At 55.4% G+C, this 8,934-nt stretch carries 8 protein-coding genes; 5 read left to right on the top strand and 3 right to left on the bottom strand.

The features are described from left to right. The 3 genes from Q7O77_RS10955 to suhB form a co-directional block, all read right to left on the bottom strand. On the bottom strand, window positions 1–512 hold a 512-nt coding region (locus Q7O77_RS10955; RefSeq protein ID WP_304166927.1), incomplete at its 3' end, for an iron chelate uptake ABC transporter family permease subunit. A gap of 59 nt (window positions 513–571) precedes the next feature. Then, the gene (locus tag Q7O77_RS10950) at window positions 572–1,696 is read right to left on the bottom strand and encodes an ABC transporter substrate-binding protein (protein ID WP_304166925.1); all 1,125 of its coding nucleotides are present in this window, start codon (window positions 1,694–1,696) and stop codon (window positions 572–574) included. 526 nt (window positions 1,697–2,222) lie between these two features. Further along, entirely contained in the window at window positions 2,223–3,026 is an 804-nt protein-coding gene (gene suhB / locus Q7O77_RS10945) for an inositol-1-monophosphatase (protein WP_304166921.1), read from the bottom strand. Between the two features lie 120 nt (window positions 3,027–3,146). Here suhB and trmJ point away from each other — a divergent pair, with 120 nt between their 5' ends. The 5 genes from trmJ to sseB all read left to right on the top strand — a co-directional run bounded on the left by trmJ (window position 3,147) and on the right by sseB (window position 8,811). Next, window positions 3,147–3,869: a tRNA (cytosine(32)/uridine(32)-2'-O)-methyltransferase TrmJ gene (trmJ, locus tag Q7O77_RS10940; RefSeq protein ID WP_085652733.1), complete on the top strand. Its 723-nt coding sequence runs from the start codon at window positions 3,147–3,149 to the stop codon at window positions 3,867–3,869. A gap of 131 nt (window positions 3,870–4,000) precedes the next feature. Then, window positions 4,001–4,495: a Fe-S cluster assembly transcriptional regulator IscR gene (gene iscR, locus Q7O77_RS10935; protein ID WP_026738381.1), complete on the top strand. Its 495-nt coding sequence runs from the start codon at window positions 4,001–4,003 to the stop codon at window positions 4,493–4,495. 120 nt (window positions 4,496–4,615) lie between these two features. After that, complete coding sequence (locus Q7O77_RS10930) at window positions 4,616–5,833, top strand: IscS subfamily cysteine desulfurase (protein ID WP_304166917.1); 1,218 nt, start codon at window positions 4,616–4,618, stop codon at window positions 5,831–5,833. A 759-nt stretch (window positions 5,834–6,592) separates the two neighbouring features. Further along, the gene (pepB, locus tag Q7O77_RS10925; RefSeq protein WP_304166914.1) at window positions 6,593–7,888 is read left to right on the top strand and encodes an aminopeptidase PepB; all 1,296 of its coding nucleotides are present in this window, start codon (window positions 6,593–6,595) and stop codon (window positions 7,886–7,888) included. 128 nt (window positions 7,889–8,016) lie between these two features. Then, on the top strand, window positions 8,017–8,811 hold the full coding sequence (sseB, locus tag Q7O77_RS10920) for an enhanced serine sensitivity protein SseB (RefSeq protein ID WP_304166911.1): 795 nt from the start codon (window positions 8,017–8,019) through the stop codon (window positions 8,809–8,811). Window positions 8,812–8,934 lie beyond the last annotated feature (123 nt).

Raw genomic sequence — 8,934 nt, 5'->3', positions numbered from 1 at the left:
GCGTTGAAGGTGAAGACGAGCGCGATGCCGAAGAGCACGACGCCTGACGTGGCGACCTGCGTCCAGCGGGTGATGGCATCAAGCAACAGCGCGGCCAGCAGCGCGAACAGGAACGCGTTAGCGGAAATAAACCACTGGGCCGGAATACCGGGAATGCCGATACCGAGCACGATAGCCAGTGCCGCGCCGAAAGCGGCGGCCGAGGAGACGCCCAACGTGAAGGGGCTGGCGAGCGGGTTATTGAGGATGGTCTGCATTTCCGCACCCGCTAGCCCCAGCGCCAGACCGACGACGACCGCCATCAGCGCATAGGGCAGGCGGATATCCCAGACGATGACGCGAATACCGGCATCGGCCGCGGCGGGGTCGGTCAGCGTTTGCCACAGTGTTTTCAGCGGCAGGCCCGAGGGGCCGAGTACAAAGTCCAACAGCAGCGAAGCGATGATCGCCATTGCCAAAATGGCCATCATTAGCAGGCGATGTCGGACGATATGCTGATAGCGATGCATCATGCGATTTTCGGCAGCGGGGCTGCCGTGGTGAGTCGATTCGGTCGTAACAGTCATGAAAGTTACTCAGCCTGTTTCCAGGAAAAAATAAATTCGCTATCGGGCAACGTGGTAAAGCGGCGAATAATGTCGTGGTAGGACGCGTCCGGGTTCAGGTCGCTGAACTGCTGAGGGTAGATTGCCTTAGCCAGATATTCCATACCAACCACATTGTACGGGTGATTATAGAAATGGTGGTAGAGGCCGAATGCGTGTTTTTTCTGCACGGCCGGAATTTGCGCCACGCCGGTGCGGCTGAGCAGCTGACTGCCTCTGGCATCGAGAGTCGCTTTGTCCGCGCCATAACCGAGCTGCAACAGCGGGCTGGTGCCGTCGCCGCGCTTAGAGCCGGTCATGATGTATACATCCGGACTCATGCTGATGAGCTTTTCCAGCGAAACGTAGCCATAGGCGCCGGGAAGCAGTTCCGAGCCGATATTTCGCGCGCCGACGGCTTCGACCAACCCGCCCCAACCGTTATGAGCATGGCTGAAGCAGCAGGATTCAGAACGTCCGGCCAGCGCCTCGACAAACACATTGGCTTTCGGCGTGATGGCGGCGGTTCGCTGTTGAATAGCGGCGAGATGTTGGCGATAGAAATCCGTATAGGCTTTCGCGTTGTCTTCGCGGTTAAGCACGCGTCCCAGCAGGGCAATGCTCTCCGTCGTATTTTTGACGGGCGCGATTTCAAAATCGATGAAAATGACCGGAACGCCAAGCGTGTGCAGTTTGGCGAGTATGCCGTTGTCGGTCAGCGAGGGCTTGGCGCGCATCTGCGCGATCATCAGGTCCGGCCGTTGCGCCAGTACGCTTTCCAGCTCGATATCGCCTTTGTCGCTGAATCCCATTTCAAGAATGGATGCCGCCTGCGGCCATTTGCCTTTCAGCATATTCCACGTCGCGGTGTCGGATGTTCTGGGCAGGTTATTCCAGGCCACCAACCGCTGGAATGGATTTTCGCGATCCAACAGCGCTATCGCCATGATGTCGCGGCCATCCTGCAAAACAATACGCCGAGGCTCTTGCTTGAGCGTGACGTTTTTCCCGTCGAGATCGGTCACCGTGACAGGATACTGTGTGGCATGGCTGCTCAAGGAAGCCGTCAGTGCGGCGACCAGCAAAACGTGTCGAAATAGGTTGATGAACATAACGCGACTGCACTCCGTCCTTAAAATGAGTTTAATAATTATTATCATATGTAATCAGGCGGACTTTCAACCAACAAAAAAGTTAAAAAACAAAAGTTAGCGAAGGCTGATGCGATCGGGATCTGGATAACAAAAGTGCAGAAAATCCTGCTTTGGGTATTGAGTCGGCGTTGGGGCTGGGTTATGGGCGATATTGCATCACGGTGATAAGACCTTAGAAGCGCTACCGCATCAGGTTTGCGGTCTGCGATGAAACCTACGGACAATATCAGCATTTTTTCTTGCGTGTTCTGAACAACGGGCACTCGTCATCACGGCAAACGGGTGAAGATATATAAGGTAGGGGATTTGATATCAGGGCGTAAATAAGGCGTGCGGTATGAGATATTGCTCGCATTTTACCACGCGTGATGAGGGATAAGAGGGGCGTAAGGCGATTGATAAATCAGGGGGAAATGGCGCGAAGCCACAATAGGAATAGGGAAAACGGCAGTTAGCCGACCGAAGTCGACTAACCGGCAGAAACTTAACGTTTCAATGCATCACTCAGGTTGTCTCGGACGTTAGACAACAGAGATTTTACTACGCGCGGGTTACCGGCGACGATGTTGCCAGTCGTCAGGTAATTGTGGCCGCCGACGAAGTCGGTCACGATACCGCCTGCTTCACGTACCAGCAGTTCGCCGCCGGCGAAGTCCCACGGTTTCAGGCCGATTTCGAAGAAGCCATCCACGCGGCCAGCGGCGACATAAGCCAGATCCAGCGCGGCGGAACCGGTGCGGCGGAAGTCCGCGCACAGACCGAACAGACCTTCCATCATGCGGAAGTAGCTGGCGGAATGCTGTTTGTGCTTGAACGGGAAGCCGGTAGCGAGGATGGTGCCGTCGAGATCGCGAGCGTTGCTGCTGCGCAGACGGTAGCCGTTCAGCTGAGCGCCCTGACCGCGAGTGGCGGTGAACAGCTCATTACGCATCGGATCGTAAACTACCGAAACTTCGGTGCGGCCTTTGATGCGAACAGCGATAGAAACCGCGAAGTGCGGCAGACGTTTGATAAAGTTGGAAGTGCCATCCAGGGGATCGATAATCCATTGAATATCCTGGTCTTCTCCGACCAGTTCTCCGCACTCTTCACTGATGATGGTGTGCTGAGGGTATGATTTGCGAATGATTTCAATAATCAGGCGCTCTGCATCCCGATCGACATTGGTGACAAAATCGTTACTGCCTTTCTGGCTCGCCTCGACGGCGTCAGGCGTTTCATAGTTTTTGGCAATTAAGTTACCGCCTTTACGCGCGGCGCGCACGGCAATGTTCAGCATCGGATGCATGGTATCGTCCACAAGAATGTTAAAGAACAGAAATCGGCGCGCAGTATACCAGCAAAAGAGAAAATAGCGAAGATTGTGTTAACATAGTCCGCATTTCCTTTTTCGCACTATTGAGTCAGCATGTTAGAAAATATACGCATTGTCCTGGTGGAAACGTCCCACACCGGCAACATGGGATCGGCCGCAAGGGCGATGAAAACCATGGGGTTGAGCAATCTTTATCTGGTTAATCCGCTGGTTAAACCTGATTCACAGGCGATCGCGCTTTCCGCTGGCGCGAGCGACGTCATCGGGAATGCGACGCTGGTTGAAAATCTGGATCAGGCGCTGGAAGGTTGCAGCCTGGTTATCGGGACCAGCGCACGTTCGCGCACGCTGCCGTGGCCGATGCTGGAGCCCCGCGAGTGTGGCGTCCGCAGCGCGCAAGCGTCGCGTCATGCGCCGGTCGCCATCGTGTTTGGCCGTGAGCGCGTTGGGTTGACCAATGATGAACTACAGAAATGTCATTATCATGTGGCGATCCCGGCAAACCCGGAATACAGCTCGCTGAATCTGGCGATGGCGGTGCAGATTCTGTCTTACGAAATCCGTGTCGCGCACTTGGATAACGAACAGATGGATACGCCTGAACATGAAGAAACCCCGTATCCGTTGGTGGACGATCTGGAACGCTTTTATCAGCATCTGGAATCCACTTTGGTGGAAACCGGGTTTATCCGCCAGGCGCATCAGGGGCAGGTTATGAGTAAGCTGCGTAGGCTGTTTACTCGTGCGCGCCCGGAAAGTCAGGAGCTGAATATACTGCGTGGCATCCTCAGTTCTATCCATAAAAATGACCGGTGAGTAGCGAGTAATAGTTGAGTAATTTACTAGGATAAATACTTGACTGAAATACTCGGGAATGACAGACTAATGTCACATTTCGACCCTCCCTGTGCTTTGAAACACGGGTTTACTCTACGGATACCATTGATATGAGACTGACATCTAAAGGCCGTTATGCTGTTACCGCCATGCTTGATGTGGCGCTGCATTCTCAGGAAGGCCCTGTTCCTCTGGCCGATATCTCTGAACGTCAGGGCATTTCGCTTTCGTATCTTGAACAACTGTTCTCCCGCTTGCGTAAAAACGGTCTGGTTTCCAGCGTGCGTGGTCCGGGCGGCGGTTATCTGTTGGGTAGAGACGCCAATGACATCGCTGTCGGCGCAGTGATCTCCGCCGTTGATGAGTCGGTCGATGCGACTCGTTGCCAGGGGCGTGAAGGCTGCCAGGGCGGCGATCGCTGTCTGACCCATACGCTGTGGCGCGATCTGAGCGATCGAATCACCGATTTCCTGAACAACATTACCCTGGGTGAACTGGTCAACAACAAAGATATTCTTGATGTTGCCGACCGTCAGGATGCCGACACGCGCCGTACCTCTACCGGTCGTACGCAGGAAACGATTAACGTCAACCTGCGCGCTTAATCATTTCCGGGAGAGGTGCTGACAACGCATGGCGTTGGCCCCAAGGGGTACGGGCAGGAGCGCCCGACTATAAACAAAACGCAGAGTACGTTTTGATGTGAAGTACGGAGTTAATGAGCAATGAAGTTACCCATTTATCTGGATTATTCAGCGACGACGCCGGTTGATCCGCGCGTGGCTGAAAAAATGATGAAGTGCCTGACGATGGACGGTACGTTCGGCAATGCCGCGTCCCGTTCGCATCGTTACGGCTGGCAGGCGGAAGAGGCGGTAGACGTCGCCCGCAACCAGATTGCCGATTTGGTAGGCGCGGACCCTCGTGAAATCATCTTCACGTCGGGCGCCACGGAAGCGGACAATCTGGCGATTAAAGGCGCCGCCAGCGTTCATCAGGAAAAGGGTAAGCACATCATTACCTGCGTCACCGAACACAAAGCGGTTTTGGACCCTTGTCACCAGCTGGAACGTGAAGGGTTTGACGTCACTTATCTAACGCCTATGCGCAACGGCATCATCGACATGAACGAGCTGGAAGCCGCTTTTCGCGATGATACGATTCTGGTTTCCATCATGCATGCCAACAACGAAGTTGGCGTGGTGCAGGATATCGCCGCTATCGGCGAACTGTGCCATCGTCGTGGCGTGATCTACCATGTTGATGCCACGCAGAGCGTCGGCAAATTACCGATTGACCTTGGTCAGCTCAAGGTCGATCTGATGTCGTTCTCCGGTCATAAAATTTATGGCCCGAAAGGCATCGGCGCTCTGTTCGTTCGCCGCAATCCCCGTGTGCGCATTGACGCTCAGATGCACGGCGGCGGACACGAGCGCGGCATGCGTTCCGGTACGCTGCCGGTGCATCAGATCGTCGGTATGGGCGAAGCCTATCGCATCGCGGCAGAGGAAATGGACGCTGAATCTGCGCGGCTTGGCACCCTGCGCGATCGGCTGTGGAACGGCATTCGGGATATCGAAGAAATCTACCTGAATGGCGACCTGTCAAACAGCATCCCCAATCTTCTGAACGTCAGCTTTAACTACGTCGAGGGCGAATCGTTGCTGATGGCGCTGAAAGATCTGGCGGTCTCCTCCGGTTCAGCCTGTACTTCCGCTAGTCTGGAGCCGTCCTATGTGCTGCGGGCGCTGAAAGTCAACGAAACGCTCGCGCTGAGTTCAATTCGTTTTTCGCTAGGGCGTTTCAGCACGGAAGAGGAAGTGGATTACGCCATCGAGCAGGTGCATAAAGCCGTTGACCGATTGCGTAGCGTTTCTCCTGACTGGAAAACCTTCAAACAGAGCACCAAGAGCAGCCGCGTTGCAGGCGCGCCTCAACTCTGACGCTTTTCTATAAGCCGAACAGGCGTGGTTGACCGGGCGATTCAGTGCGGTCAACGCCGCACTCAACGCGCCTTTCTATGCAGTGGTTACCCTTCCGCGAATTTGGATGAACGCTGAGTTGAGGCGCGTTAAACGCTGCATCGCCTTCGCGGCTTATCCACTCCTCGGCCCGAACTCCTATTTTTCTCGCGCTCCAGTGGCCTATACCTCTGGGATTTTTCCTGTTTTGGAAATTCTCTTCTGACGAGTGACGCCAGCCATCGGCGGCATATATGGTATCTTGGCTCGAGTTTTTTTGCCGCTGTGCGTAAGGTCTGCAAAATGAGTCATAAATCTGCCTTACTATGGCCATCAGTGCTCGACGGGCGCAGCGAAGAGGGCGGTGTTTGGAAACGTTGAGACGACACTGCGAGCAAATACGGAGCGTGGGGCCTAAAAACGCCACGTTACACTATATTGATACACGCACTGGCTTTGCTCCGTAAGCCGGTACTGTGAGACGGATTCACGCGAGGATCGGCGGTCGACATCGTCTACCGACTCCTTCAGGAACGACCCATCGGCATGACGGAAAGTGCCTCGGGATGATTTAACGATCGGCCACCGAACCGTGACCTAAATAGGTTTAAAGAAACGCGGTTCTCTGGTTGGATAAAAGCTGAATAACCAGCACGATAGGCGCGCCTTCACGGCGGCCGATTTCTCTTCTTCATGGCTTGATCGGCCTGATTAAAGAAATGCGCAATAGGGAACGTGATTATGACAACCGAAGCTATGCCAATTACCTTGTCCCACCAGCCAGCCGATGCTCGCTGGGGCGAAAAAGCAACGCTAACCTCTGGCGAACAAGGGTTCACTATCCATCTGACCGGCGACAAACCGCTGGCGATCATCCAGCGCGCCGGCCGTAAAATTGACGGCCAGGGCATCAAATGCGTCAAGCTGGAAGGCGAAGGATGGGATCTCGAAAGCAGTTGGGCCTTTTGGCAGGGTTACCGGGGGCCGAAAGGCAAGCGCACCGTCGAGTGGGCGGAATTAGATGAGGCTGCACAGCAGGAACTGGATCGCCGCCTGAAAATCGTCGATTGGGTGCGCGATACGATCAACTTGCCAGCGGAAGCGCTGGGGCCGGAGCAGCTGGCAACCCGTGCGGTGGATCTGCTGTGTTCCGTCAACTGCGACGCGGTATCTTATCGCATTACCAAAGGTGAAGATCTGCGTCAGCAGAACTATTCCGGCCTGTATACCGTCGGACGCGGCTCCGAACGCCAGCCGGTGTTGCTGGCGCTTGACTACAATCCGACCGGTAATCCCGATGCGCCAGTGATGGCCTGTCTGGTCGGTAAAGGTATTACATTCGATACCGGCGGCTATAGCCTGAAACCCAGCAGCTTTATGGATTCGATGAAGTCCGATATGGGAGGCGCCGCGCTGGTGACCGGAGCGCTGGCCATGGCCGCGGCGCGTGGGCTGAACCAGCGCGTCAAACTGTACCTGTGCTGCGCCGACAACATGGTGAGCGGCAACGCATTCCGACTGGGCGACATCATCAGCTATCGCAACGGCAAAACCGTGGAAGTGATGAACACGGACGCGGAAGGACGCTTGGTGCTGGCCGACGGCCTGATCGATGCATCCGCCCAGAAACCACAGTGGATTATCGACTGCGCTACGCTGACCGGTGCCGCGAAAATGGCGCTGGGTAACGACTATCATGCGCTGTTCAGTTTTGATGATGCCTTGGTTGGAGATTTACTCACCAGTGCCGGACGCGAGAGCGAACCTTTCTGGCGTTTGCCGCTGGAGGAGTTCCACCGTCAGCAACTGCCGTCCAACTTCGCTGAACTGAATAACATCGCGAGTCCAGCGCATTCGGCGGGCGCCAGCACGGCGGCGGCCTTCCTGTCTCACTTTGTGGAGAACTACCAGAAAGGGTGGCTCCATATCGACTGTTCGGCGACTTACCGTAAAGGCGCGGTCGATCAGTGGTCTGCGGGCGCGACCGGACTGGGCGTCCGTACGCTGGCGGACTTCCTGCTGAGCAAAGCCAGCTGAATGAGCGATGGCGGGTAAGTTTACACCCGCAATGAACCACGCGCGGTGACGCCGCGCGAGCATAACAACAGGCCTTGCGTAGTTAGTAGTTGAAAGCGCGCGCAGGGCTGAGAGCGTTGAGGAACACGATGGAATTTTCACCACAAAACACACTGGAAGAGGCGCTGATGCGCGCTGCGACGGAGCCTGCGCACCGGCCCGAGTTTTTCAACGAGCTCATGACGGCCACGGTCTATGTTCTGGGAAACAGCGACGGCGATACCACCTTTGGCGAGCAGACGCTTCAGGCCGGGAGCCATGTGCATCTTCAGCATTGGGAGAAACCGGATGGCAGTTCCGCGATCCCCTTCTTCTCTTCTCTGGCGGCTTTACAGTCAGCCATCACCGAAGAACAGTCCTTCCTGGCGCTCCCTGCGCGTGCGCTGTTTGAGCTGACTCAGGGCGCTGTGTTGTTCCTAAATCCTAAACTGCCTTACGGTAAGGAGTTTTTGCCGCAGGAGGTGGAACACCTGCTGGCGGGAGAAGGCACCGGACTCGTGACGAAAAAGGTAATCGAGGAGGACACTCAGGTCCTCATTGGGCAGCCCGCAGAAATGCCTGCGCAGATGATCGACTCCCTGACCCAGCTGTTTGCAAAATATCCCGCCGTGCGCCGTGCGTTTCTGGTGCAAATTAAAGAGCCGGACGAGGAGCAACCACATCTGTTGGTCGGCATTGACGTGGATGAAGACGTTGAGGCGATCATTCAGGCTGCGGGCACTGTTGCCAGCGACACGCTGCCGGACGATCGCCCGATTGACCTTTGCGTCGTTGCCGACAACGAGCCGGGCATTAGCCATTACATGATCAAGCACACCACGCCATTTTATGAGCGTAAGTGGGGCAGCTTTCTTCGCGAATTCAAAAGCAGCGGCCACGCCTGAACAGATAATGTTGTTTGACCGTTTGACCGTTTGACCGTTTGACCGCTTGACCGCAACGCTGCAAAAGCCAAAAGCCAAAAGCCAAAAGCCAAAAGCCAAAAGCCAAAAGCCAAAAGCCAAAAG

The organism is Lonsdalea britannica (assembly GCF_946477055.1).
Classification (GTDB): Bacteria; Pseudomonadota; Gammaproteobacteria; order Enterobacterales; family Enterobacteriaceae; genus Lonsdalea; species Lonsdalea britannica_A.
This window is presented reverse-complemented; position numbering and strand designations above follow the sequence as displayed.

Coding starts and splice junctions, on each gene's coding strand:
- Q7O77_RS10950 (WP_304166925.1), bottom strand. CDS start 1,696: ATGTTCATCAACCTATTTCGACACGTTTTGCTGGTCGCCGCACTGACG.
- suhB (WP_304166921.1), bottom strand. CDS start 3,026: ATGCATCCGATGCTGAACATTGCCGTGCGCGCCGCGCGTAAAGGCGGT.
- Q7O77_RS10930 (WP_304166917.1), top strand. CDS start 4,616: ATGAAGTTACCCATTTATCTGGATTATTCAGCGACGACGCCGGTTGAT.
- sseB (WP_304166911.1), top strand. CDS start 8,017: ATGGAATTTTCACCACAAAACACACTGGAAGAGGCGCTGATGCGCGCT.
- trmJ (WP_085652733.1), top strand. CDS start 3,147: ATGTTAGAAAATATACGCATTGTCCTGGTGGAAACGTCCCACACCGGC.
- iscR (WP_026738381.1), top strand. CDS start 4,001: ATGAGACTGACATCTAAAGGCCGTTATGCTGTTACCGCCATGCTTGAT.
- pepB (WP_304166914.1), top strand. CDS start 6,593: ATGACAACCGAAGCTATGCCAATTACCTTGTCCCACCAGCCAGCCGAT.